The organism is Streptomyces asoensis (genome assembly GCF_013085465.1).
Taxonomy (GTDB): Bacteria; Actinomycetota; Actinomycetes; order Streptomycetales; family Streptomycetaceae; genus Streptomyces; species Streptomyces cacaoi_A.
This window is the reverse complement of sequence record NZ_CP049838.1, coordinates 9,130,444-9,152,941: the sequence shown is the minus strand read 5'-3', so window position 1 is coordinate 9,152,941 and position 22,498 is coordinate 9,130,444. Positions and strand designations below refer to the sequence as shown.

General features: G+C 71.9%; 22 protein-coding genes, 2 pseudogenes and 1 riboswitch. Of the genes and pseudogenes, 11 read left to right on the top strand and 13 right to left on the bottom strand.

Annotated features, from left to right (window positions below):
- The first annotated feature begins 47 nt into the window (after positions 1–47).
- A complete protein-coding gene (locus G9272_RS40680) occupies positions 48–479 on the top strand; it encodes a MarR family winged helix-turn-helix transcriptional regulator (RefSeq protein WP_171401218.1) in 432 nt (143 codons plus the stop codon).
- Positions 480–494: 15 nt separating this feature from the next.
- On the opposite strand, the pseudogene G9272_RS40675 reads toward G9272_RS40680, so the two are convergent.
- The 3 genes and pseudogenes from G9272_RS40675 to G9272_RS40665 form a co-directional block, all read right to left on the bottom strand.
- A pseudogene (locus G9272_RS40675) lies at positions 495–1,327 on the bottom strand (IS5 family transposase).
- 62 nt (positions 1,328–1,389) lie between these two features.
- Positions 1,390–2,967, bottom strand: a complete 1,578-nt coding sequence (locus G9272_RS40670; protein ID WP_171401217.1) for a protein kinase domain-containing protein — start codon at positions 2,965–2,967, stop codon at positions 1,390–1,392.
- A 495-nt stretch (positions 2,968–3,462) separates the two neighbouring features.
- Positions 3,463–3,942, bottom strand: coding sequence for a MarR family winged helix-turn-helix transcriptional regulator (locus G9272_RS40665; RefSeq protein WP_171401216.1), 480 nt, complete (start codon positions 3,940–3,942; stop codon positions 3,463–3,465).
- A 116-nt stretch (positions 3,943–4,058) separates the two neighbouring features.
- On the opposite strand from G9272_RS40665, the gene G9272_RS40660 reads away from it, so the two are divergent.
- Positions 4,059–4,442, top strand: coding sequence for a hypothetical protein (locus G9272_RS40660; RefSeq protein WP_171401215.1), 384 nt, complete (start codon positions 4,059–4,061; stop codon positions 4,440–4,442).
- A 106-nt stretch (positions 4,443–4,548) separates the two neighbouring features.
- On the opposite strand, the gene msrA is transcribed toward G9272_RS40660, so the two are convergent.
- Entirely contained in the window at positions 4,549–5,061 is a 513-nt protein-coding gene (gene msrA, locus G9272_RS40655; protein WP_171401214.1) for a peptide-methionine (S)-S-oxide reductase MsrA, read from the bottom strand.
- Between the two features lie 187 nt (positions 5,062–5,248).
- Between msrA and G9272_RS40650 the strand changes: the two genes are divergently transcribed.
- Both G9272_RS40650 and G9272_RS40645 read left to right on the top strand, forming a co-directional pair.
- Complete coding sequence (locus G9272_RS40650) at positions 5,249–5,836, top strand: PadR family transcriptional regulator (protein WP_171401213.1); 588 nt, start codon at positions 5,249–5,251, stop codon at positions 5,834–5,836.
- The gene (locus G9272_RS40645; protein ID WP_171401212.1) at positions 5,833–6,813 is read left to right on the top strand and encodes an NADPH:quinone reductase; all 981 of its coding nucleotides are present in this window, start codon (positions 5,833–5,835) and stop codon (positions 6,811–6,813) included. The genes G9272_RS40650 and G9272_RS40645 overlap by 4 nt, the downstream gene beginning before the upstream one ends.
- 10 nt (positions 6,814–6,823) lie before the next feature.
- Here G9272_RS40645 and G9272_RS40640 read toward each other — a convergent pair whose 3' ends face one another.
- The 6 genes and pseudogenes from G9272_RS40640 to G9272_RS45615 form a co-directional block, all read right to left on the bottom strand.
- Positions 6,824–7,909: an FAD-dependent oxidoreductase gene (locus G9272_RS40640; protein WP_171401211.1), complete on the bottom strand. Its 1,086-nt coding sequence runs from the start codon at positions 7,907–7,909 to the stop codon at positions 6,824–6,826.
- A 159-nt stretch (positions 7,910–8,068) separates the two neighbouring features.
- The gene (locus G9272_RS40635) at positions 8,069–9,310 is read right to left on the bottom strand and encodes an MFS transporter (protein WP_171402384.1); all 1,242 of its coding nucleotides are present in this window, start codon (positions 9,308–9,310) and stop codon (positions 8,069–8,071) included.
- A 137-nt stretch (positions 9,311–9,447) separates the two neighbouring features.
- A complete protein-coding gene (locus tag G9272_RS40630) occupies positions 9,448–10,209 on the bottom strand; it encodes a CbtA family protein (RefSeq protein WP_171401210.1) in 762 nt (253 codons plus the stop codon).
- A gap of 24 nt (positions 10,210–10,233) precedes the next feature.
- Positions 10,234–10,455: a CbtB domain-containing protein gene (locus G9272_RS40625; RefSeq protein WP_020129103.1), complete on the bottom strand. Its 222-nt coding sequence runs from the start codon at positions 10,453–10,455 to the stop codon at positions 10,234–10,236.
- Positions 10,456–10,490: 35 nt separating this feature from the next.
- A riboswitch (cobalamin riboswitch) is annotated at positions 10,491–10,645 on the bottom strand.
- 101 nt (positions 10,646–10,746) lie between these two features.
- Complete coding sequence (locus G9272_RS40620) at positions 10,747–11,793, bottom strand: enoyl-CoA hydratase/isomerase family protein (RefSeq protein ID WP_171401209.1); 1,047 nt, start codon at positions 11,791–11,793, stop codon at positions 10,747–10,749.
- A pseudogene (locus tag G9272_RS45615) lies at positions 11,790–11,976 on the bottom strand (acyl-CoA dehydrogenase family protein); the annotation flags it as partial. The gene G9272_RS40620 and the pseudogene G9272_RS45615, both read right to left, overlap by 4 nt.
- 382 nt (positions 11,977–12,358) lie before the next feature.
- On the opposite strand from G9272_RS45615, the gene G9272_RS40610 reads away from it, so the two are divergent.
- The 7 genes from G9272_RS40610 to tgmB all read left to right on the top strand — a co-directional run bounded on the left by G9272_RS40610 (position 12,359) and on the right by tgmB (position 19,256).
- Positions 12,359–13,516: a hypothetical protein gene (locus G9272_RS40610; RefSeq protein ID WP_171401208.1), complete on the top strand. Its 1,158-nt coding sequence runs from the start codon at positions 12,359–12,361 to the stop codon at positions 13,514–13,516.
- Between the two features lie 122 nt (positions 13,517–13,638).
- The gene (locus tag G9272_RS40605) at positions 13,639–14,199 is read left to right on the top strand and encodes a (2Fe-2S)-binding protein (RefSeq protein ID WP_171401207.1); all 561 of its coding nucleotides are present in this window, start codon (positions 13,639–13,641) and stop codon (positions 14,197–14,199) included.
- A 51-nt stretch (positions 14,200–14,250) separates the two neighbouring features.
- A complete protein-coding gene (locus G9272_RS40600; protein WP_171401206.1) occupies positions 14,251–15,246 on the top strand; it encodes an FAD binding domain-containing protein in 996 nt (331 codons plus the stop codon).
- Complete coding sequence (locus G9272_RS40595) at positions 15,243–17,357, top strand: xanthine dehydrogenase family protein molybdopterin-binding subunit (RefSeq protein ID WP_171401205.1); 2,115 nt, start codon at positions 15,243–15,245, stop codon at positions 17,355–17,357. The genes G9272_RS40600 and G9272_RS40595 overlap by 4 nt, the downstream gene beginning before the upstream one ends.
- A 181-nt stretch (positions 17,358–17,538) precedes the next feature.
- Entirely contained in the window at positions 17,539–17,838 is a 300-nt protein-coding gene (locus G9272_RS40590; protein WP_171401204.1) for a DUF1232 domain-containing protein, read from the top strand.
- Between the two features lie 223 nt (positions 17,839–18,061).
- Positions 18,062–18,253 carry a putative ATP-grasp-modified RiPP gene (gene tgmA / locus G9272_RS40585; protein ID WP_171401203.1) on the top strand — a complete coding sequence of 64 codons (192 nt, stop codon included), beginning with the start codon at positions 18,062–18,064 and terminating at the stop codon, positions 18,251–18,253.
- Between the two features lie 16 nt (positions 18,254–18,269).
- Entirely contained in the window at positions 18,270–19,256 is a 987-nt protein-coding gene (tgmB, locus tag G9272_RS40580) for an ATP-grasp ribosomal peptide maturase (protein WP_171401202.1), read from the top strand.
- A gap of 65 nt (positions 19,257–19,321) precedes the next feature.
- On the opposite strand, the gene G9272_RS40575 is transcribed toward tgmB, so the two are convergent.
- From G9272_RS40575 to G9272_RS40565, 3 genes are all read right to left on the bottom strand, one after another.
- Positions 19,322–19,567: a DUF5133 domain-containing protein gene (locus G9272_RS40575; protein ID WP_171401201.1), complete on the bottom strand. Its 246-nt coding sequence runs from the start codon at positions 19,565–19,567 to the stop codon at positions 19,322–19,324.
- Between the two features lie 105 nt (positions 19,568–19,672).
- Positions 19,673–21,442 carry an ABC transporter ATP-binding protein gene (locus tag G9272_RS40570; protein ID WP_171401200.1) on the bottom strand — a complete coding sequence of 590 codons (1,770 nt, stop codon included), beginning with the start codon at positions 21,440–21,442 and terminating at the stop codon, positions 19,673–19,675.
- Positions 21,443–21,468: 26 nt separating this feature from the next.
- Positions 21,469–22,329: an aldo/keto reductase gene (locus G9272_RS40565; RefSeq protein ID WP_171401199.1), complete on the bottom strand. Its 861-nt coding sequence runs from the start codon at positions 22,327–22,329 to the stop codon at positions 21,469–21,471.
- Between the last annotated feature and the right edge of the window lie 169 nt (positions 22,330–22,498).

The following is a 22,498-nucleotide window of genomic DNA, read 5'->3' as shown; positions in this document are numbered from 1 at the left end:
AGGATGTTTAGTTAAGCAAGTTTAGTCAGAGTGCTAGCCTGATGAGCATGGCCGTTGAACCGCAGATCCTCGGAAGGGCCGTGAAGGCCGTCCAGTACCGCCAGCACCGAGCGCTCGACAGCCGCCTCGCGTCCGTCGGCAGCACGCTCGCGCAGTGGGACGCGCTACGGGCGATCAGCCGCACGCCGGGCGTCAGCGCACGGGAGTTGGCGGCGGCGACGTTCCAGAGCGAGCAGGCGTTCGGCACGCTCGCCGGACGCCTGGTGGCCCAGGGGCTGGTGGACCGGCGCCCCGGGCACGGTCGGCGTTTCGAGCATCACCTCACTCCCGATGGGGAGCGGGTGCTGAAGGCGGGCCATGAGGTGGCGAACTCGGTGCTCACGGAGTGCTTCGAGGGTCTGGCGGAGGCGGAGCGAGAGGCGCTGCTGGAACTGCTGCGGAAGATCGAGGGGCGCCCCGAAGGCGAAAGCGGCCCCTAGGGCGTGTCCGCAAAGTCAGGGGAGCCAGAGTCGTAGGCAGGCGAGGGTGACCAGGGCCTGGTAGTGGCGGGCGCGTTTGTCGTAGCGGGTGGCCAGGGCTTTGTTGTGCTTGAGCCTGTTGAAGCAGCGTTCGACGACGTTGCGCCGGCGGTAGGCCGCGCGGTTGAGCCGGCACCGGCTCTCGCCTCGCCGGATACGGCCGTTGATCTGGTCGATCCGCTCGGGGATGGCGGCCTTGATGCCTCGTCGGCGGAGATAGGTGCGGATCTTCGTGGACGAGTAGCCCTTGTCGGCGGCCACCAGTTCCGGCCGGGTGCGAGGACGGCCCGGCCCGCACCGCTCGATGCGGATGCGGGCCATGACCTGCTCGAACTGGGTGCAGTCGTTGACGTTGCCAGCGGTGAGGGTGAAGGCCAGGGGGCGTCCCCGGCCGTCGCAGGCGAGGTGGATCTTCGTGGTCAGTCCGCCGCGGGACCGGCCGATCGCCTCGCCCGGCCAGGGCCCCCTTTTCGGGCCCCGGCGGCATGCTGGTGGGCCCGCACGGTCGTGGAGTCGATGCATACGATCGACCAGTCGACGGCTCCCACGGCGTCGGAGTGCTGTTGGACGTGGGCGAGCAGGCGGTCCCAGGTGCCGTCCACCGACCAGCGGCGAAAGCGTTCGTAGACGGTCTTCCACGGCCCATAGCGCTCGGGCAGATCCCGCCAGGCCGCGCCGGTGGACAGCTTCCACCAGATCCCGTTCACCACTTGGCGGCGGTCCCGCACCGGCCGGCCCATCCGGGGAGGGGCCAGCAACGGTTCGATCACCGCCCACGACTCATCGCTCAGCTCATGACGACGCACCATGAACCGACCAACGAGCAAGCGACTTTGCGGACACGCCCTAGAGGGGGTGCGGAACGGCCGGCTCAGCTCTGCGTTCCCGCCGCCCAGAGCACGGTGTCGCCGGACTTGATCACCACGTTTCCGTCGGCCTGGAACACCAGGACCGCTCCCGGGTGCCCATTGGTCCGTGAGGCCCACACGGGCTGTCCGCCACTGTTGTAGACGACCAGGTTGCCGTCCGCCTGGAAGCGGGCGGTGTTGCCCTCGCCGCTGGTCATCGCGGCCCAGCGCGCCTTGTGGTCCTGGTCGTAGATCACAAGGTTGCCGTCCTGCTGCATGATCAGACTCCTGGCCCCGGTCCCCACGGACTCTCCGGTGGCCAGGTCGAACGTGGCCTGGACGACCTTGAGCGCCGCGTCCGCCTCCTCGGGCTGCCGGCTTTCCTGGGGCTCTTGGGACTGCCGGGTCTCCTGAGCCGAGGCGGACGGCGTCTCCCCCGCGGTCGCCGAGGCGGCCGAGCCGGACGGCCGTCCCTGCGCGGACGAGGAGGAGTCCGCCGAGGAACGCTGCGTACCGAAGTGGACGGCGGCCACCACGGCCACCACGACCGCGACCACCGCGACGGCCGCGGTCAGCAGCCAGGCGGGCCGAGGGCGCCGGCCGGGCTCTGCCGGGGCGGCGAGGACGGTGTCGGACCTCGTCGTCCTCGGGGCCGACTCCTGACCGGCGGAGGCCACGGTGGAGTGTTGTGCGAGGTCGACCAGAGTGCGCGCCGAATGCTCGACCTCGGTCAGTTCTCCGGCGAGGACCGTGGGGCATTCCTCGGACCAACGCCCGGTCCGGCCGCCCCTCTCCTCCAGCCATCCGCTCAGCCGGGTCGCCGTCGGACGCGCGGCCGGGTCCTTGGCCAGGCACGCGGTGAGCAGCGGCACCAACTCCGGGGGGACGCCCGCGAGGTCGGGTTCCTCGTGGACCACGCGGTACAGCAGGGTGGCCGCGGGGATCTGCTCCCCCGCGCGCGAGAAGGGGCCGCGTCCGGTCGCGGCGTACACCAGCGCGGCGGCCAGCGAGAACACGTCGGCGGGTTCGGCGGCGACACCGCCGACGGCCTGGTCCGGTGCGAGAAAGCCGGGGGAGCCCACAGAGACACCGAGGCGGGTGTGCCGGCTGTCGTCGGCGGCCCGTGCGACACCGAAGTCGATCAGCCGTGGACGGTCGCGTGCCAGCAGGATGTTCCCGGGCTTGATGTCCCGGTGCGCGAGGCCGGCCTGATGCACGGCCTGTACGGCGCCGCACAGTTCGGCGGCGAGTGAGAGCAGCGCGGTCTGCGGCAACGGACCATGGGCCGCGACCCATTCGGCGAGCGACGGCGCGGGCACGTACTCGGTGGCCAGCCACTGCGGGCTCTGGCCCGGGGCACTGTAGTCCACGACGGTCACGGTCCACGGGGAACGGACGCGGTCGCTGTTGCGTATCTCGCGGGCGAACCGCTCCTCGAACCCCGGCTCGGAGCTGAGGTCGTCTCGGATCGTCTTCAGCGCGAGCAGCCGGCCCGAACCCGTACGGGACAGGAACACCTGCCCCATACCGCCCGCACCCAGCCGGCCGAGTAGCGGATAGCCGCCTATGGACGTCGGATCCGAAGGCTGAAGGTTGTTCATGACGACTGTTCCCCGGAAGTGTGCGTCAGCGCTCGAACCCACGCGCTGGGCCTTCGCTTGCGTGCTGGTGAGCAGGGTGCTCCGCGTCCGCAAGTATGCCGGACGGGTTCACCCTGTGCGTTTCTCGCCAACTCTCCGACGTCGAGCAGAAGTTGTGCCCGGCCGGGTGCTCCCGGAACCGTCGGCCCTGGCCGCGAAGAACCGCAGACATGGTGAAACCGGCACTTATCAGTACGACAACCGGAGACGGCCCGGCCTCCCCCACCCGGTCCGGGCACCGGATTCCGGGTGACACCGGCGCGGCAGGACATCTGCGCATCACTCGCGTCCCGCCCGGCTCCCGCCCTTGTGCCCCGGAGCTTCCCCGCTCCTGCCCTTACGGACCCGGACTTCACCCCTCAGGCTTCCCCGAGGTTTCCCGCGGCTGCCCTCGGGCCTCTTCCGTCGGCTGCGCCGCATTCGGCTCGCCGGCCACCGCCCTGCGGACGGCACGGTTCAGCGCTCGCGCTCCTCGGCCACCGCCGCTTCATAGGCGCGCAGGGTGTCGACGAAGAGGCGTCGCTGTGCCGGCGCCAGCGGGGTCAGCACACGGCGCCAGGCCGTGGCGCCGGGGGCGAGCCAGGCGGCGATCGCTTCGTGCTGGTCGGGGGCGATGGCCACGATCCGGCGACGCCGGTCGGCCGGGTCCTCCCGCCGGTCGAGGATGCCCTTCGCGCTCAGGTCCCCGACCATCAGGCTGGCCGTGGTGGGCGCCACCTCCAGCCGCGCGGCCAGTTCATTGACGGTCATGGGGCCGTCGAGCAACAGGCAGGACAGCAGGGAGAGGTGACGAGGCGCCAGCGACTGCGCTTCCAGTGCCTCGGGCACGGGGATGCGCTTCACCCGGCTCACCATCCTCGGCATGAGCAACAGGAGCTCGCGCACCGCGGCGTCCACCTCACCCGCCCCGGCCTCGCGCCGCGCGGATCCGGCCATCTCACACCCCTCGCCATTTACCTTTGACAGCAAAGATGTTTTGCTTGCAAAGACATCCACAGCCGACCTGCCCGCCACCGCAGGCGCGGACCACAGGCACGAACGGAGATTCCACCATGCCCCACTTCACCGTGCACATCAGCGAGACCGCCCTCGACGGGAAGGCCGAAGAGGGCCTGATCCGCGGGCTCGCGGACGCTGTCGGATCGGTCTACGGAGAGCAGTTCGGCCGCCTGGTCGCCGTCGACCTCGTCGGCATTCCCCAGCACCGGCGGGGCATCGGCGGGGCGCCGACCGACGGGACCGCCCCGAACATCACCCTGAGCCTGCGCGAGGCGGCCTACCGGCACCCGGACGTGCCGGACGCGCCGGCGCGCCTGATCACCGCGATCACCGACGCGGTGGCCGGCGTACTCGGCGAGCAGGTACGGCATCAGGTGGCGGTCGGCCTGCCGGCCGTCCCCGAAGGGCGCTCCGGCATCGGCGGCCAGGTCGCCTGACCCGCCGGTGAAGCCCGAAACTCGCCGTCCTGCCTCACGTCCGGTACGCCGGACGTCCTGCACGCCGAGGCCCCGGAGCAGAGGTCTGGGGCCTCGGCGGAGTGGTTCAGCCCTGCGTGCGGGCCGGAAGTCGCCATCCCGGGCGCGGGAAGTGGCAGGTGTAGCCGTCGGGGTAACGCTCCAGGTAGTCCTGGTGCTCGGGCTCGGCCTCCCAGAAGGGGCCCACCGGCTCGACCTCGGTGACGGCCTTGCCCGGCCACAGTCCGGAGGCGTCCACGTCCGCGATGGTGTCCTCGGCGATCCGCTTCTGCTCGTCGTCCACGTAGTAGATCGCCGAGCGGTAGCTGAGGCCGATGTCGTTGCCCTGGCGGTTCTTGGTGCTCGGGTCGTGGATCTGGAAGAAGAACTCCAGGATCGTGCGGAAGTCGGTCTTCTCGGGGTCGAAGAGGATCTCGATGGCCTCCGCGTGGGTGCCGTGGTTGCGGTACGTCGCGTTCGGTACGTCACCCCCGCTGTATCCGACCCGGGTCGCCGTCACGCCCGGGAGCCTGCGGGTCAAGTCCTGCATCCCCCAGAAGCATCCGCCCGCAAGCACGGCCCTCTGCGTCTGCGCTGCCATCTCAGCACCTTCCGTCTCTCTCGCCTCGGCCACTTGCGTTGCTCGCTCGCACACCGTCGACGTCCCAGCCTCTGTGGATACAACAGCACGTGAGAGGTCTGAACAATTCCGTGCCCGCCCCGGTTCCACTGGTCACATCGATTCGATGCACATATCGATTCGATGTGAATCGTGAGACGATGGTCCCATGCTCGAACTAGCGATACTGGGCTTCCTCGCCGAAGGCCCTCTGCCGGGTCATGAGCTGCGCCGCAAGGTCTCCCAGCTGATCGGCTACACGCGCCCCGTCAGCGACGGCAGCCTCTACCCGGCGATCAACCGGCTCGCCAGGGCGGGACTCCTGGTGCGTCAAGCGGATCCTCGGGCCGGCGCCGCCCGCTTCGTGCTCAGCCTGACCGAGGCCGGACACACCGACATGCTGGAGCGCCTGCGTACACCGGCAGACCACGAGATCACCGACTTCACCCGGTTCTTCGCCCTCCTGGCCTTCCTCTCCAAGCTCCCCGACGTGTCGGAACAGCACGCCGTGCTGCGCCGCCGCCTCGCCTTCCTGGAGGAACCGGCCGGCTTCTTCTACGACGGCGGGAGACCGCTGCGCGCCGAGGAGGTCGACGATCCGTACCGTCGCGGCGTACTGCTCACCGCCCGCGCCGTCAGCCGCGCCGAGCGCGCCTGGCTCCGCGAGGTCCTCGGCGAGGAGCCGCTCGAGAACGACCCCGCCCCCGGCGAAGCCGACGAACCCACCGCCCGCACGACTACGGGAGATGCCGCATGATCGCGTCCTGGTACGACGGACAGGGACCGGCCGCCGACGTCCTGCACGTAGGCGAGTTGCCCGACCCCCGGCCCGGCCCCGGCGAGGTCCGCGTCCGCGTGACCGTCTCCGGGATCAATCCCGGAGACACCAAGAAGCGGCGTGGCTGGCTCGGCTCCTCGATGCCCTACCCCCGCGTGATCCCGCACAGTGACGCCGCCGGTGTGGTCGACGCTGTCGGGAGCGGAGTCGAGGCCCGCCGCGTGGGTCAGCGGGTGTGGGTGTACGGCGCCCAGTCCTACCGGGCCTTCGGAACCGCCGCCCAGTACACCGTCGTACCCGATCAGCAGGCCGTCCCGCTGCCCGACCACCTCGGCGACGAACTGGGCGCGAGTCTGGGCATCCCCGGTATCACCGCGCACCGCGCCGTATTCGCCGACGGGCCGGTCGACGGGAAGATCGTGCTGGTGCACGGAGTGCTCGGCGGCGTCGGATCGCCGGCCGCCCAGCTCGCCCGCTGGGGCGGCGCCACCGTCATCGGCACCGTACGGCGCGGCGGTGACCTGGACCGGGTCGACCCGGCCGTCGTCCCGCACGCCGTCGCCCTGGACTCCGGCGACCCCGCGGCGGCGATCCGCGCCCACGCGCCCGACGGTGTGCACCGCGTCGTCGAGGTGTCCCTGTCGGCCAACGCGGACCTGGACAACGCGGTCACCGCGCTCGATGCCGTCATCGCCGCCTACGGAACCCACGCCGACCGCACCGAACTGCCGTTCTGGCCCCTGCTGTTCAACAACGTCACCCTGCGCCTGCTCGGCAGCGACGACTTCCCCGCCGCGGCGAAGCGGCAGGCCGCCCGCGATCTGACCGCGGCGGCCGCGGCCGGTGCGCTCACCGTCGACATCGGCGACCGCTTCCCGCTGGCGGACATCGCCGAGGCTCACGACCGGGTGGACGCGGGCGGGCGCGGCCGGGTGCTGGTCACCGTCCCCGGCTGACCGAAGAGGCTCAGTGGCGTCCCAGGCGGAAGCGGGGATGCGGCTCGGCGCGGCCGGTGGCGAGGTCGGCGGCCATCGCGCCGATGAGCGGCGCGAACTTCGCGCCGTGTCCGGAGCACGGGGAGACGATGACGAAGGGGCCGTGGCGGTCCAGGACGAAGTCCTCGTCCGGGGTGGTGGTGTAGAGGCAGGTCGCCTCGGCGACCGGATCGGGCTCGAGGCCCGGGAGGCGGTCGCGCACGAAGCCGCTCACCCGCGTCCGCGACGACGGGTCGACGACCCCGCTGCGGGTGCGGGCGGTGGCCGGGGTTCCGCGGTCGTGCTCGGCGACCTTGACCGCGGGGAGCGGGCCCCCGTCGCTTCCGGACGGCAGGCCGTAGAGGTGCAGCGCCCCGTCCCAGATCAGGGTCGGCCACCCGACGGACGGGTCCCGCTGCCGGAAGTGGAAGACCTGCTGCTGGGTCACCGCCAACGGCGGCAGGGCGAGAGGCAGTTCGAGATCGGGCAGCCAGGCGCCGGCCGCGATCACCACCGTGTCGGCGACGATCTCGCGGCCGTCGTCGGTGCGCAGGCGCACCTTCTCGCGCCCCCGGACGTCGATGCCGGTGACGCGGGTGCCGATGATCGTCTGCGCTCCGTGTTCGATCGCCCGCCGTACGCAGGCGCCTACGGTCCGGTCGGCGTCGACCACGCCCGCGTCCGGGTGGTAGAGCACCGGACCGGTGATGCGGATGTACGGCCAGCGCTCCGCGGCGGCTTCCGGGCCGAGGAGTTCGTGGGGTACTCCGGCCGCACCGAGGAGATCGGCGATCTCCTTCGGGTCGTGGTCCTCGCCCATGTCGAGCCCACCGGTCGTGCGCAGCAAGGGAGTCGAGCTGTCGTCCTCCAGCTCCCGCCACTGCTCGTACGCCTGTCCGGTCAGCCGTACGTAGAAGGGGTCGGCGTACGCCCGCCGGAAGATCCGCGAGCTGCCGTGCGAACTTCCGTGCCGGTGGCCGACGTCGTACGCGTCGACGAGCGTGACCTCGTGGCCCCTGCGGGCCAGTTGCCAGGCGGTGGCCGCGCCCATGAGTCCGGCGCCGACGACGGCGATCACAGTCCCTCCCCGGGGATTCGGTCGGTGCCCGCGAGCGGAAACGCGGGCCATGGCAGCAGACTCGATCGTAAGGGCGGCCAGGCCCTCGGGTTCCAGGCGGAGGTGGGCCTCACCGCAGGCGAGAAGCCGTCGAACCGAGACGGTGGCGCGGCGAGGCCCTCAGCCCGCGGACGCCCGGTCCTGGCCGAGCCGGAGGTCGGTGGTGTCGTCGGTCTCCGACCGGTCCGGTCGACATGCGGCGACGATCATCACGGCGAGCCCGCTCAGGACGATGGCGGCGCCGACGTACAGCGGAGCCCGGTAGCCGAGGCCGGCGCTGATGGCGAAGCCGCCGAGCCAGGCGCCCAGGGCGTTGCCGATGTTGGACGCGGACACGTTGGCGCCTGCGGCGAGCGGCACCCCGCGGGCGTGGTCGGTGACGCGGGTGATCATGCCGGGGACGCTCGCGAACCCGAACAGCCCCGTCAGGAAAACCAGGACCACCGACGCGGCGGGGTCGGCGGCCAGCAGCCCGAACCCGGTGAGCGTGACGGCGAGACCGGCCAGGGAAGCGATCAGAGTGAGGTCGCGATTGCGGTCGGCGGCTCGTCCCCCGACGATGTTGCCGACCACGAGGCCGCTGCCGTACACGACGAGCAGCCAGGCGACATCCGTGCTGGAGAAGCCGGTGACCCGGGTGAAGGTGTACGCGAGATAGCTGAACGCGCCGAACATCCCGCCGTAGCCGAGCGCGGTGGCGGCAAGGGTCAGCCAGACCTGTGTCGACCGGAAGGCACGAAGTTGGCTGCGCAGCTCGTCCGCCCGACCGGTGGCCGGGCCGGAACCCTCGGAGGGAGGCGGCCGGTCCGCGGCGCCGGCCCAGCCCGGTACCAGCACGGCGATGGCGACTGCGGCGACGACGCCTATGCCGGTGATCGCCCAGAACGTGGCGCGCCAGCCCCAGCGTTCGCCGACCAGGGCGCCGAACGGTACGCCCAGCACGTTCGCGACCGTCAGCCCGGCGAACATCACTGCCACCGCCCGTGACGCCCGCTCGGGGGCGGCCATCCGCCGTGCGACGAGCGAGCCGATGCCGAAGAACGTGCCGTGGCACAGCGCCGCGACCACGCGTCCGAGCATCATCAGCGGGTAGTTCGGTGCGACGGCGGACAGCAGGTTGCCGACGACGAACAGCGCCACCAACCCGGTGAGAACCGCCTTGCGGGGCAGCCCGGCCGTAGCGGCGGTCACCACGATCGCGCCGACCGCGACCGTCAGGGCGTACCCGGAGATCAGCCAACCCGCCGCGGCCTCGGACACCGCGAGACTCCGGCCGACTTGCGGGAGCAGCCCCGCGATCACGAACTCGGTCAGGCCGATCCCGAAACCACCGAGAGCGAGCGCAACGAGTCCTGCGGGCATCTGCCGTGTACTGAGGGCCGGTTGGATGTCCATCGCACCATCTTCGCCGACTGCCGATCCGGCGTCGGCCCACGAACGCGAGAGGGGCCCCCGGATGGTTCCGCGGGCCCTCTCGTCGGGTCGTCGTGCCGGTCAGCTCACTGTGAGGCGGCCACCGGCGTGCCCGCGGACACCGTGGCGGGCTTGGGGTGCAGCAGCCGTTCGGCCAGTTCGCCGAAGACGAGGCCGAAGCCTGCCCAGAGCGTGACCTGCATGGCGAGGGCGGACAGGCGGAACCGCCACAGCAGTGCGGCCGGGAAGTCGCTCGGCACCTCGTTGACCGTCGGCAGGAACCCGTAGGCCAGCCCGATGGCGAGCACGAAGCCGAGGACGGCGACGACGGTGGCGTTCCAGGTGCCCAGCCTCGGCGCGAGCCGCTTGCCCAGGATCACCGCGGCGACCGCGAGCAGCACGCTGAGCACCATCATCAGGAAGTACAGCGTGGTGCGCTTGCCGATGGTGTCGCCGTCGCCGACCGCGGGAGGGTTCGCCGGGTACTTCAGGAACGGCACGACGTACACGGCGAGCAGGGCGGTCCCCGACAGCAGAAGTGCCGTGGCCCGCGGGGTGAAGCGGCCGACGCGGCCGAGGGCGAAGCAGAAGGCGAGGGCGGCGATGCCGCCGAAGGCCACCCCGTAGATCAGCACGCCGGTGGCGAGGCCGGCGGTGGACTGGAGGCTGCGGGAGACGAGTTCCACCTCGTGGTGCTCGTGGCCCGCCGCGTGGGACTCCTCGAAGCCGATCGCGCTGTCGACGTTCGGCTCACCGAGGAAGTAGGCGACGATCAGGGCGAGCACGCCGGCACCGAGGCCGGCGAGCATGCCCCGCACGAGCAGGTTTCTTACCGTTGCGGAGTTCATGAGTGTGCTGGGGTTCCCCTCGGGTCAGTGGCAGGGGAAGCCGAGCAGGTGGCGGGCGTCGTGCACCCACTCGTGAACGTCCTCGCCGGAGACGACGGCTGTCGCGCCCTGCTCCGCGCCGACGAAGTACAGCAGGACCAGCATCAGGACGCCGAAGAAGACCGCCCAGGGGGCGATGTCCTTCAGCGGCAACTTGGCGGGTACGACAGGCGTGGTGGTAGTCGGCTGGGCGACATGCTGCGCCATGGCAGGACCTCCTCTGGGAGTTCGCGTCCCATCTCGGTGGTGCACATGACGACGGCCACGGGTCTGACTCGCGGTGTGTGCCCCTTCGGGGTACACCGTCCACAGTGGCGCGACCGTGCCGGGTTCTCACCGGCTTCCGTCTCGCCGTCGTCGATATCAGAGCGACGGTACCGCGTGTCGGGCCCCTGGCCAATACCGCCCCACCTGGCGTGATTCCGCTCGCCACGGCCAGGTGGCCCAGATCACCACGGCGGTCCTGCTCTCCAGCGGGTCTGCGCGGGTGGTGTCGGGTCAGGCGAGACCGAGTTCGCGCGCGCCGAGCGGGGCGAAGAAGCGCTCCACGTCGGCCGTTGTGACCTCGGCGAGGGTGGCCGGCGACCAACGCGGGTCGCGGTCCTTGTCGACGACCTGGGCGCGGATGCCCTCGACCAGGTCGGGCGTGGTCAGGGCCGCGCAGGAGACGCGGTACTCCTGTTCCAACACCCGTTCCAGCGAGCCGAGCCGCCGGGCACGGCGCAGGGCGGCCAGGGTGACCTTGAGCGCGGTGGGCGACCTGGCCAGCAGGGTCTCCGCGGTCTCCTTCGCCGTCGGGTCGCCGTGGGCGAACAGCCGTTGGACGATCTCCTCGACGGTGTCGACCGCGCAACAGGTGTCGATCCACTCCCGGTGGCCGGCCAACCCGCCCGCCGGCAAGGGCTGTTCATGACGGTCCAGGGCTTCCCGTACGGGCAGGTCGGCGAGGTCGTCGATGAACTGCCGGAGCGACACGGACGGTACGTAGTGGTCGGCGAGCCCGCACAACACGGCGTCCGCGGCGCCGATCTGCGCACCCGTCAGGGCGAGATGGGTGCCCAGTTCACCCGGGGCGCGGGCGAGCAGGTGGGTGCCGCCGACGTCCGGCACGAAGCCGATGCCGGTCTCGGGCATCGCGATCCTCGACCGCTCGGTGACGACCCGGACGCTGCCGTGCGCGGAGACGCCGACACCGCCTCCCATGACGATGCCGTCCATCAGGGCGACGTAGGGCTTGGGGTAGCGGGCGATGCGGGCGTTGAGGTGGTACTCGTCGCGCCAGAAGGCGGCCGAGGCGGTGCCGTCGTCGTCGCGGGCGTCGTCGTGGACGGCGCGGATGTCGCCGCCCGCGCACAGGCCGCGCTCCCCCGCGCCGGAGATGACGACGGTCTCGACGGCCGGGTCGCGCTCCCAGAGCGTCAGCGCGCCGTCGATGCGGCGCACCATCGTGTGGTTCAGGGCGTTGATGGCCCTCGGTCGGTTGAGCGTGATGTGGGCGGCTCGGCCGGTGGTGTGCAGCAGGACGGGGTCCTCGATGTCGTTCATCCGGATGCCTCCGTCAGGCCGCGGGCCACGTTGACGCGCATGATCTCGTTGCTTCCTTCCAGGATCCGCTGGACGCACAGGTCATGGACGATCTTCTCCATGCCGTGCTCGCGGAGGAAGCCCCGGTCTCGTGGAGACGGGAGGCCGGTCGGTCACCGAGCATCCGGTGTGGGTGGCACACCGGGCACGCGGACAGGGCCCGCCCCGACGCGGATGGTGGGCGAGCCCTGTCCACCGGGTCCGATTCTCGGGTCCCGGAGGCCGGCGGGCCCATGAGTGCGAGGGCGCCGGCCGTGGTGAACGGCGCACACCCCGTACGAGTGGCGCACACCCCCCGCACGGACCGTCGGCTCGCGGGCCGGATCCGGACGCGTGACCTGTGTCGTGCCGGGGAAGGCGCATCCCGGCGGGGCGCTTCCGGGTGCCCGCGCCACCGACCCGCTTGATCGCGCACCCCCCGCGGCGAGCGATACTGGCCTTCGTACGTCGTCGCCACGTCGTCACCGCCCTCACGAATGGACTCACCCACATCTCCGCGACCGTTCCGCCCACGACGCCCTCCACGGTGTGGCAGACCCGTGGCCGTCACACCGGCCCCGCCGCTCCGGACGTCCTGCGCAAACACCTCCAGGCACTCAAGGACGCCGAGACCGTCCAGGACTTCATGGAGCTGCCCGACACCGACACCCCCGAGGGGGAGACGGCCTTCGAGGCCCGGTGGCTGGTCGCGGAGGAGGTGACCGTCCGTGCCCGGCTGAGGCTCGCCGAGTGGTCGGGTCCGGGCCAGGAGTGGACGCTGACGGCGGAGGCGGAGCGGCCGTGGGACCAGCGGTGGCCGTCGCCCGCCGGCATGTTCTGGTCCTGGGAGGCGGACACGCCGTGGGGCAACGAGACCGTCACCGGTGAGCGGTTCCTCGCCACCAACCCGCTCCCGGCGGACGACAAGGAGCTGCGGCGCGTGCTCCGGGGCGCCCTGCGCGACGCCTGGACCGTCCACCTCGTCGTGCACGAGGCCATGACGCCGGACGAGCGGGGCCGACGGTCGCTGGTTCCGCTGCTGCCGCCCGGTCTGCACCACCGGGTCATCGAGCACCGCGCGGCCCCGCACCAGCTGCGCACCGTGAACTGGGCCCTCAAGGAGTCCGGGGTGGAGGTGCCGCGCGGCGGGGCGCTGGTGCTGCCCGGCACTCCGGCTCCGGCCGACTACGACGCCGTCGACTACTCGGTGCGCAGCGTGTTCCTGGACGGCACGCACCCCACCGAGCTGCTGGAAGCGGTACGACGCTTCGCGGCACTGCCCAGGCCGCTGCCGGAGGACGCCGACGCCGCGCTCACCGCACTGCGGGAGGAGTGGCAGCTGCTGACCCCGGAGGAGGAGCTCGCGCGGGAACGCGAGCTCGTGGCGATGTACAAGGAGGCACTGGAGGCGATGACGGAGTCCCGGGACCTGTACCGGGAGGCCGCCGAGCACGCCCACGAGGCGCTGGCCGCGTTCCGGGAGGCGGCGGCCGAGGCCGGGGAACCGCGGCAGGCGCCGGCCAGGAAGAGCGGCTCGCCGTTCCAGCAGCTGGGCCGGACCCTGGAGCGGTTCAAGGAGACGACGAAGGGCCTGCGCCCGATGGCGTCGGCCACTCCCGCGGCTCGGGTCGAGTCGCCGGACCAGGACCGCACCACGGGCGCAACGGGCACCGGCGGCGACGAGCCCGAGGTGACCGACCGGTAGGCGCCGGTCGGCGGCCGTCAGGCGCCCGTGCCCGAATTGCCTCGTACCGGGACGTGTCACACGCCCCACTCTGGATACGCGGTCCCCACGGCACCACGGACCGCCCCGGAAGGGACCAGGACATGGGCAGCGAGCACGGCCCCCGGTCATCGCCCCACCGATCCGACACGACGCTGCGCGTCAACGGCAAGCCGCACACCCTCACCGTCGACCACCGGCGCGTGCTGCTGGACGTGCTGCGGGAGGATCTGGACCTCACCGGCGCGAAGAAGGGCTGCGACCACGGTCAGTGCGGCGCGTGCACGGTCCTCGTCGACGGGCGGCGCGTCAACAGCTGTCTGCTGCTCGCCGTCGCCCTGGACGGCAGCGACATCACGACCGTCGAGGGCCTGTCCGGCGACGGCGAGGATCCGCATCCGCTCCAGCGGGCCTTCCTGGAGCGCGACGCCTTCCAGTGCGGGTACTGCACGCCCGGACAGATCTGCTCGGCGGTGGGCGCGCTCGCCGAGGCGGAGTCGGGCCATCCCTCGCACGTCACGGACCCGGCGGCGCCCTCCGGACGACCCGTCGTGCTGGACCGGGACGAGATCCGCGAGCGGCTCAGTGGCAATCTCTGCCGCTGCGGCGCGTATCCACGCATCGTCGACGCGGTCGAGGACGTGACCGGGGCGGGCAGCACATGACCGGGCCGGCTGCCCAAGGGCACGACCGGGGCAACCAGAGGACGTGATCCGGTGGAAACCTTCGCCTACGTACGGGCCGGCAGTCTCGCGGAGGCCGCCGAGGCCTTCGCCGCGCACCCGGGCGCACGCTATCTGGGCGGCGGCACCAACCTCGTCGACCTGATGAAGCTCGGCGTGGAACGGCCGACCGCCCTCGTCGACGTCACCCGCCTGCCTCTGGACGAGGTGACGGAGCTGCCGGACGGGTCGCTGCGGATCGGCGCCCTGGTGCGCAACAGCGACCTCGCGGCGCATCCACGGGTGCGGGACCGCTACCCCGTGCTCTCCCAGGCGGTGCTCGCCGGCGCCTCGGGCCAGCTGCGCAACGCCGCCACGACCGGCGGGAACCTGCTCCAACGCACCCGTTGCCCCTACTTCCAGGACGTCTCCAAGCCGTGCAACAAACGGGAGCCGGGCAGCGGCTGCGCTGCCCTGGACGGCGTGCACCGCGACCACGCGGTGCTCGGGCACTCAGAGCACTGCATCGCCACCCACCCGTCGGACATGGCCGTGGCCCTGGCCGCGCTGGACGCCGAGGTCGAGCTGTACGGCACGGCGGGCGTGCGCCGGGTGACGGCGGCGGAGTTCCACCGGTCGCCCGGGGAGGAACCCGAGCGGGACACCGTGATCGAACCCGGCGAGCTCATCACCGCCGTCCTGCTGCCGGCCGCCAGGGCCGGGCTGCCGTCCGCGTACCGCAAGGCGCGCGACCGGGCCTCGTACGCCTTCGCGCTGGCCTCCGTCGCCGTGGTCCTGGAGGTCGCCGACGGTGTCGTCGCGCAGGTGGGAATCGCTTTCGGGGCGCTGGCGCACCGCCCGTGGCGGGCCCGGCGGGCCGAGGAGGCGCTGCTGGGCGCGGCTCCCACCCGGGCGGCCTTCGAACGCGCCGCCGAGCTGGAGCTGTCCGAGGCCCGACCGCTGCGTGACAACGCGTACAAGGTGCCGCTGGCCCGCAACCTCGCCGTCGACGTCCTGACGCGGCTCGTACCGCACGAGGAGGACTCATGACCGCCGTGGGCGCTCCCGCCGAGCGCAGGGAGGGCCGGGAGAAGGTCACCGGAACCGCCCGCTACGCCGCTGAACAGCCCCTGCCCGGGCGGCTGTTCGCCCGTCCCGTCCCGGCGGCGATCGTGCGGGGCCGGGTGACCGACGTCGACGCCACCGCGGCGCTGGCGCTGCCCGGCGTCGTCACCGTGCTCACCCATCGCAACGCGCCCCGCCTCGCCTCGGCGGACGACGCCACCCTCGCCGTGCTCCAGGGCCCCGAGGTGCCGAACCGGGGCTGGTTCGTCGCCCTGGTGGTGGCCTACAGCCCTGAGGCGGCCCGGGCCGGCGCCGCCGCCGTGCGGGTCACCTGCGCCGAGGAGACGCACGACGTCACACTCACCGCCACGCACCCGCAGGCGTACGTCCCCGAGAAGATCAACGGGATGTTCCCGGGCGTACGGGAACTGGGCGACCCCGACGGCGCGTTCACCGACGCGGATGTGCGGGTCGACGTCGGCTATCGCGTGCCGCCCCTGCACAACCACCCCATGGAGCCGCACGCCAGCACCGCGCACTGGGACGGCGAGCGGCTCACGGTGCACACCTCCAGCCAGGGCACCACGGTCGTGCGCGCCGTGCTCGGCGCGATGTTCGGGCTGGCGGACGAGCGGATCACGGTCGTCGCGGAGCATGTCGGCGGTGGCTTCGGGTCCAAGGGCATGCCCCGGCCGGACGTGGTGCTCGCCGCGATGGCCACCTGGCACACCGGACGCCCGGTCACCGTGGTCCTCCCCCGCCGCATGCTGCCCACGTCCGTCGGCCATCGGGCGGCCACCCTGCACCGGCTGCGCCTGGGCGCGGACTCCGACGGCCGGCTGACGTCGCTCGTGCACGAGGTGACCACGTACACGTCACGGATCAAGGAGTTCGTCGAGTACGCGGGGATGCCGGCCCGCGTCATGTACGCCGCCCCGCACCTGCGCAGCTCGCATCGCGTGGTCCGGCTCGACGTGCCGACGCCGTCCTGGATGCGGGCCCCCGGTGAGGCGCCGGGCATGTACGCCCTGGAGTCGGCGATGGACGAGCTGGCCGAGGCACTCGGGACGGACCCGGTCGAGGTGCGGATCCGCAACGAGCCGGACACCGAGCCGGACAGCGGCAAGCCGTTCAGCAGCCGGCACCTCGTCGAGTGCCTGCGGGAGGGCGCGCGCCGGTTCGGGTGGTCCGACCGGGATCCCCGCCCGCGGACGCGCTCCGTCGGCCCGCTGCTGCTCGGCACGGGCGTGGCCGCCGCCACCTACCCGGTGCAGGTGTATCCGTCGAAGGCGGCGGTGCGTGCCCTGCCGGACGGGTCCTTCCTCGTCGAGGTGAACGCCGCGGACATCGGCACCGGCGCCCGTACGGTCCTTGCGCAGGTCGCTGCGGACGCCCTGGAGGTACCCCTGGAGCGGGTACGGATCCGGGTGGGCAACAGTGATCTGCCGACGGCCCCGCTGGCGGGCGGCTCCTCGGGTACCGCCTCCTGGGGCTGGGCGGTGCACGACGCCTGCGCGCAGCTCGCCGTACAGCTGGCGGAACGTCAGGGGCCGTTGCCCGAGCTGGGGTTGGAGGCGCGCGCCGACACCAAGGGGGCGGCCGACGCCGAAAGTCCTTTTGCGCGGCACGCGTTCGGGGCGCACTTCGCGGAGGTCGCCGTGGACACGGTGACCGGAGAGGTGCGGGTGCGCCGGCTGCTCGGGGTGTACGCGGCGGGACGCATCCTCAACCCCCGTACCGCGCGCTCCCAGTTCGTCGGCGGAATGACCATGGGCCTGGGCATGGCGCTGACCGAGGGCAGCACCCTGGACGCCGCCTTCGGCGACTTCACCGAGTCGGATCTCGCGGCCTACCACGTGCCCTCCCACGCCGACGTGCCGGACATCGAGGCGCACTGGATCGACGAGGACGATCCGCATCTCAACCCCCTGGGCGGCAAGGGGATCGGCGAGATCGGCATCGTGGGCACGGCGGCCGCCATCGGCAACGCCGTGCACCACGCCACGGGCGTCCGCTTCCGCGAACTGCCGCTCACCCCCGACCGGGTACTGACGGGCCTGCTGGAGACCCCTCAGCACCCGGTACCGACCGGCTAGCCACCGCTGAGCGGACGTCGGTCCGCAGTGCTCGGCGCCACGGGCGTCCGGCGCGCTCCGCCACTCGGACGCGGCAGCCGCCTCCGATGCGGTATTCCCGCCGGAAACGGGAATCCGGAAACCGAAAGCGGGGAAATCGAGTAGGAGCAGACGCCGCGCGACGGACCATATGGGAGGGCCCGTGGATGCGCCAACCACGCTCGTCGTCGTCGCGGTGCTGGCGGCCGCGGCGCTGTTCGCCGTGGCCGCCGCCGTGCTCGTGCGTCTGGTCCGCGCCCGCCGGGGCCTGAGACGAGCAGGGCTTCCCACCGGGCCGCGCTGGATGTTCTGGGGCGCGGTCCTGTACTTCGTGCTGCCCACCGACGTACTGCCGGACCCCGTCTACCTCGACGACATCGGTGTCCTCCTGCTGGCTCTGCGTTCCCTGCGCCGCGCGCCCGACAATGCGCCCGAAAACGCTGCCGAGCGCCTCCCCGACTGACCGTCCGGGAAGAGGTTTTCACCCCCGCTCGACCCGATCTCCCCTGCTCCGCGCCCTGTTCGGTGTCCAACCCCGCGATGATCACGGAGAGTAAGGAAACCAACCACCCGTTCGATTCGTATAAGTGACTGAAGGACGCACCTATCCAGCACCAAGCAGCGGGCCCGAGTGACGTCGCACAGCGGCACCGCTTGATCGAGGCAGTACCGACGAGGGAGAGACGATGCAACCGTTCACGCTCAACTACGCACGCCCAGCGGCCGAGTTGGAGTACAGCACTCCGTACGCCTATGACCCCGGAATGCAGTTGAACGTAACTCTCGACGGCCGGATCGCCGCTCGTGACCACGCCCTCCTGAGAGAACTCGGGACAACGACCTCGACGGCGGGCTCCAAGACCCACTTCGACGACTGAACACGGGCCGACGAAAATGACCGTGCTCATCCTTACCTGTGAAGAGGACGTCACGGCGGACATGGTGGTCGTGCACCTGAACGCCGCGGGCGTCCCCGTCGTCCGGCTGGACCCGGCCGACCTGACCCACTCCGTCGCGCTCTCCGGCGAGTTCGTGCACGGTGCCTTCCGGGGCCACCTGTCGTCCGCCGGTCGGCTGGTGAGCCTCGACGGGCTGCGATCGGTGTGGGTCCGGCGGCCCGGCACGGCGGCGGCCCGGGCGGCCCAGCCGTCCGCGTGGCTCACGGAGGAGGCCTCGCAGGCGCTGTACGGCATGCTCCGCGGTACCGGGGCGCGCTGGATGAACCACCCGGACGCGTCCCAGCGCGCCCGGCACAAGCCCTGGCAGCTACGGCTCGCGCAACTCAGCGGGCTGCCCGTGCCGGCCACGATCGTCACGACGTTCCCGCAGGCGGCCCGCGAGTTCGCGGACCGCTATCCGGATCTGGTGGTCAAGCCGGTGTCCGGGGCGCATCCGCAGGATCCGCCCCGTGCCGTGCCCACCACCCGGGTCCCGCCGGGCGCGGACTTCGCCGCCGTCGCCTACGGTCCGACGCTGCTCCAGCGCCGGGTGGCCAAGCGGGCCGACATACGGCTGACCGCGGTCGGCGACCGCATCCTGGCCGCCCGCAAGGAGACGACCCCCGGCGGCGACCCCGACGTGGTGGACGTGCGCTACTCGCCCTCCACCACACCGTGGCGTCCCGCCGATGTCCCGCCGCGCCTCGCCGAGGCCGTGCGGAGATATCTGCGGGAGGCCGAACTGGCCTACGGCGCCTTCGACTTCGCGGAGGACGCCGACGGGACGTGGTGGTTCCTGGAGTGCAACCAGTCGGGCCAGTTCGGCTTCGTGGAGGTGGACACCGGGCAGCCGATCGCCCGCACCATCGCGGAGTGGCTGGCCGGGGCGCCTCCGGAGCGCGATGCCCGGCAGGCCGACCGGTGCGGCTCCACCGCCTTGTGAGACGTCCCGGCGCGGCGGGCACCGTGGGGGCGCACCGCCGCGCCGGGTCCGGCTCGGGGCCGCCCTCAGACGGCCAGGGACAGTCCGCTCTCCGGGTCGCGCGCCGGCACCGCCGCCGCGGACTCGAGCAGGGCGTCCGCCGCGGCGACCGCCTCCCGGACGTCGGGCGTGTCCATCAGCACGCACAAGGTGTACGTCACGTCCTTCAGTTCACGAGCCGTCTGCGGCCTGTCCCACTCCGCCTGAGCGATCCTCAGCGTCGCGTACCGGGTCAGCAACGTCCTGGCGACCTTCGGGTCCGGAACGATCACGAGCGCCCCTCTCTCCTGTTTGCGCTGCGTGTGCCCGGACCTGGGCGAATCATGCACGGCGGGCGGGAACGTCACCCGCCGGGGTCATGATCCGGCCACCTGCGCTCACGCGACCTGCCCGCTGTGCAGCTCCGTGTAGGCGCCGCCCCGGTGCAGGAGCTCGTCGTGCGTGCCGGTCTCCAGGATCCGCCCCTCCCCCATCACCACGATCCGGTCCGCGCCGCGCACGGTGGACAGCCGGTGCGCCACCACGAAGGTGGTGCGGCCGCGCAGCAGCCGGGCGAGGGCCTGCTGGACGAGCGCCTCGGACCGGGTGTCCAGCGCGGACGTCGCCTCGTCCAGGACCAGCACCTTCGGGTCCCGGATCAGGGCGCGGGCGATGGCCAGCCGCTGCTTCTGCCCGCCCGACAGCCGTGCCCCGCGCTCCCCGACGAGGGTGTGCAGACCGTCCGGGAGCCGTTCGACGAACTCCAGCGCGTTGGCGTCGCGCAGGGCCGCGCGGACCGTCTCCTCGTCGGTCTCGTCCTCCATGCCGTAGACGACGTTCTCGCGGATGGTGCCGTCGAAGAGGATCGACTCCTGCGGCACGACCGACACGAACCTTCGGTAGGTGCGCAGGTCGAGGGTGTTCATGTCGGTCCCGTCGAGCAGCACCCGGCCCGAGGTCGGCCGGATGAAACCGATGACGAGGCTGAGCACCGTGGACTTGCCCGCGCCGGACGCCCCCACGAGGGCGACCGTCTCCCCCGGTGTGACGGAGAGGGTGAAGTCGCGCACCGCCGGGCTGCCGCTGTCGTAGGCGTAGCCGACGTCCTCGAAGGTCACGGAGCCGTGCAGCGCGGTGAGTTCGGACTTGCCCTCGTTGTCCTCCAGCTCGGGCGCCTGGAGGACCTCGCCGACCGAACGCACCGACTCCAGGCCCTTGGTGATGACCGGGGCCAGCCCGGTCAGGGTGGTGGTGGAGTTGGTGAGGGTGGTCAGGAAGGCGCTCAGCATCACGACGTCGCCGGCGGTGACGCCCCAGACGCCGTAGTACGAGATCAGCGCGGCGCCGGTGAGGACGAGCACCCCGATCACGTTGAGCAGGACCCAGGCCAGCGAGCCGAAGCGGCCGTTGAGCAGGTCGAGCCGCATCCCGGAGGTGAGCAGACGGCTCAGGGTGCCGTCGATGCGGCGCAGCGCCTTGCCCTCGAGCCCGTGGGCGCGGGTGACCGGGATCAGGCGGGTCATCTCGGTGACGCGTGAGGAGAGGGTCTCCACCTCGTGCCGGAAGTCCTCGTTGTGGGTGCGCAGCCGGGCCCTGAGCCGGTCCACGAGGACGGCGGCCACGGGCACCACGACGAGGAAGACGGGCACGAACTCGGGGGTGCGCACGGCGATGATGACGAGGCCGCCGGTGAGCACGGTCAGCGCGCCGAGCCCCTGCTCGGCGGTCTGCTGCACCATCTGCTCCACGGTCTCCACGTCCCGCACCACCTTGGCCTGGAGCACGCCGGCGCTGACCCGGGAGTGGTAGCCGATGGACAGCTGCTGCATCCGGGTGCACAGCGCGGAACGCAGGGTGGTGCCCATGCGGCGGACGCTGCCGTAGAGCAGTCGCACGTAGAGGAGGTGCAGGGGGTAGTTGACCAGCAGGATGAACAGGATGACGCCGGTGCTCGTCCAGAGTCTGCCGATCGGCTGGTGCTGGACGACGGTGTCGATGATGGACGCGGTGATCAGCGGCAGCAGCCAGATCGGGCTGTGCTTGACGGTGAACACGCCGGCCGCGGCGGCGAGGCTGCGCCGGTCGGCGCGCAGGAGGTAGGCGAGGGTGCGGATCGGGTGCTCGCCCCGGTAACGGTGGTCGAGCGGTCTTTCGTACGACGACGCCATGGACGGCGGTCCTCCTGGTGGTCGTGTCAGAGGGCGGCGTCCAGCTCGGCGAGTTCGGCGGCGGTGAGGACGAGGTCCGTCGCGGCGAGGGAGTCGAGGATCGTCTCGGGGCGGCTGGCGCCGGGAATGGGCACCACGACCGGTGACCTGGCGAGCATCCAGGCCAGGCACACCCGTTGCGGGCTGACCCCGTGGGCCTCGGCCACATGGGCGAACGGGGCGTAGGAGGAGCCCAGTTCGCGGGCCCGGGAGATGCCGCCGAGCGGGCTCCACGGCAGGAACGCGATGCCGAGTTCGTCGCACAGACGCAGTTCGGGCTCGCTGGAGCGGAAGGCCGGGGAGAACTGGTTCTGCACGGCGACCAGGCGCCCGCCGAGGATGTCGTTCGCCTGCCTGATCTGCTCGGGGTTCGCGTTGGAGATGCCGGCGGCCCGGATCTTGCCCTCGTCCAGCAGCTCCCGTACCGCGCCGACGGACTCTTCGTAGGGGATCCGCGGGTCGGGGCGGTGGAACTGGTAGAGGCCGATGGCGTCCACGCCGAGCCGGCGCAGCGACGCCTCGCAGGCCGCCCTGAGGTGTGCGGGGCTGCCGTCCAGGGTCCAGCTGCCGTCGCCGGGGCGCAGATGGCCGCCCTTGGTGGCGACCAGGACGTCCCGTCCCCGGTGGTGGCCGGCGAGGGCCTTGGCGATCAGGGTCTCGTTGTGGCCGACCTCGTCGGCGTGGAGGTGGTAGGCGTCCGCGGTGTCGATCAGGGTGACACCGGCGTCCAGTGCGGCGTGGATCGTGGCGAGGGACCGGGTCTCGTCCGGTCGTCCTTCGATCGACATGGGCATGGCGCCGAGGCCGATCGCACTGATGTCCAGGTCACCGATACGGCGGGTCTGCATGGGCTCGCGACCTCTTTCGGATGCGGGCGGGCAGGGGGAAGTCCGGTGCACCGGAAGGTGATCGCGGTGCACCGGACGTCCTCCAGCCTGGCCCCGCCGTCGGCCGCGGGTCCAATGGAGATAAGCGAACGCATTCAGCAGCACGGCCGCTGAATCACGGGAGTGCGGG

Excerpts from the sequence above, each read along its gene's own strand:
- tgmA (WP_171401203.1), top strand. The coding sequence starts at position 18,062 with ATGCAACCGTTCACGCTCAACTACGCACGCCCAGCGGCCGAGTTGGAG.
- tgmB (WP_171401202.1), top strand. The coding sequence starts at position 18,270 with ATGACCGTGCTCATCCTTACCTGTGAAGAGGACGTCACGGCGGACATG.
- G9272_RS40630 (WP_171401210.1), bottom strand. The coding sequence starts at position 10,209 with ATGAACTCCGCAACGGTAAGAAACCTGCTCGTGCGGGGCATGCTCGCC.
- G9272_RS40680 (WP_171401218.1), top strand. The coding sequence starts at position 48 with ATGGCCGTTGAACCGCAGATCCTCGGAAGGGCCGTGAAGGCCGTCCAG.
- G9272_RS40620 (WP_171401209.1), bottom strand. The coding sequence starts at position 11,793 with ATGAACGACATCGAGGACCCCGTCCTGCTGCACACCACCGGCCGAGCC.
- G9272_RS40670 (WP_171401217.1), bottom strand. The coding sequence starts at position 2,967 with ATGAACAACCTTCAGCCTTCGGATCCGACGTCCATAGGCGGCTATCCG.
- G9272_RS40635 (WP_171402384.1), bottom strand. The coding sequence starts at position 9,310 with ATGCCCGCAGGACTCGTTGCGCTCGCTCTCGGTGGTTTCGGGATCGGC.
- G9272_RS40665 (WP_171401216.1), bottom strand. The coding sequence starts at position 3,942 with ATGGCCGGATCCGCGCGGCGCGAGGCCGGGGCGGGTGAGGTGGACGCC.
- msrA (WP_171401214.1), bottom strand. The coding sequence starts at position 5,061 with ATGGCAGCGCAGACGCAGAGGGCCGTGCTTGCGGGCGGATGCTTCTGG.
- G9272_RS40570 (WP_171401200.1), bottom strand. The coding sequence starts at position 21,442 with ATGGCGTCGTCGTACGAAAGACCGCTCGACCACCGTTACCGGGGCGAG.
- G9272_RS40605 (WP_171401207.1), top strand. The coding sequence starts at position 13,639 with ATGGGCAGCGAGCACGGCCCCCGGTCATCGCCCCACCGATCCGACACG.
- G9272_RS40650 (WP_171401213.1), top strand. The coding sequence starts at position 5,249 with ATGCTCGAACTAGCGATACTGGGCTTCCTCGCCGAAGGCCCTCTGCCG.
- G9272_RS40660 (WP_171401215.1), top strand. The coding sequence starts at position 4,059 with ATGCCCCACTTCACCGTGCACATCAGCGAGACCGCCCTCGACGGGAAG.
- G9272_RS40595 (WP_171401205.1), top strand. The coding sequence starts at position 15,243 with ATGACCGCCGTGGGCGCTCCCGCCGAGCGCAGGGAGGGCCGGGAGAAG.
- G9272_RS40565 (WP_171401199.1), bottom strand. The coding sequence starts at position 22,329 with ATGCAGACCCGCCGTATCGGTGACCTGGACATCAGTGCGATCGGCCTC.
- G9272_RS40645 (WP_171401212.1), top strand. The coding sequence starts at position 5,833 with ATGATCGCGTCCTGGTACGACGGACAGGGACCGGCCGCCGACGTCCTG.
- G9272_RS40625 (WP_020129103.1), bottom strand. The coding sequence starts at position 10,455 with ATGGCGCAGCATGTCGCCCAGCCGACTACCACCACGCCTGTCGTACCC.